Genomic DNA, 237 nt, shown 5'->3' with positions numbered 1-237 from the left:
ATGGAGGTCGCCACGGCTGCATATGTCAGCAGGTGGACGGCGTACCAGAATTCGTAAGGGAACCGGCGTCGAACGGCAACCAGGGACGTGACGACGACGGCGACAAACAGCAGCGCGGAGATGTACGCCAACCACATGTCGGGGACGTTGACCCAGAGCGATACGGATTCCGAAATGGGGTCCAATCCCTCTGCCGCGCCGTATCCGATGGCGATGAACAGACCATGGGCTAAGAGC

General features: G+C 60.3%; 1 protein-coding gene. It reads right to left on the bottom strand.

Going from position 1 to position 237, the window contains the following annotated elements:
• Positions 1 to 237: ferric reductase-like transmembrane domain-containing protein (locus SB847_RS22170; RefSeq protein ID WP_410578909.1), on the bottom strand; the 237-nt coding region annotated here is incomplete at both ends.

It is taken from the genome of Bacillus sp. SIMBA_026 (assembly GCF_046535335.1).
In the GTDB taxonomy this organism is placed as follows: domain Bacteria; phylum Bacillota; class Bacilli; order Bacillales; family Bacillaceae; genus Bacillus; species Bacillus velezensis.
The sequence above is the reverse complement of the archived record's forward strand: the minus strand, read 5'-3'. Positions and strand labels throughout refer to the sequence as shown.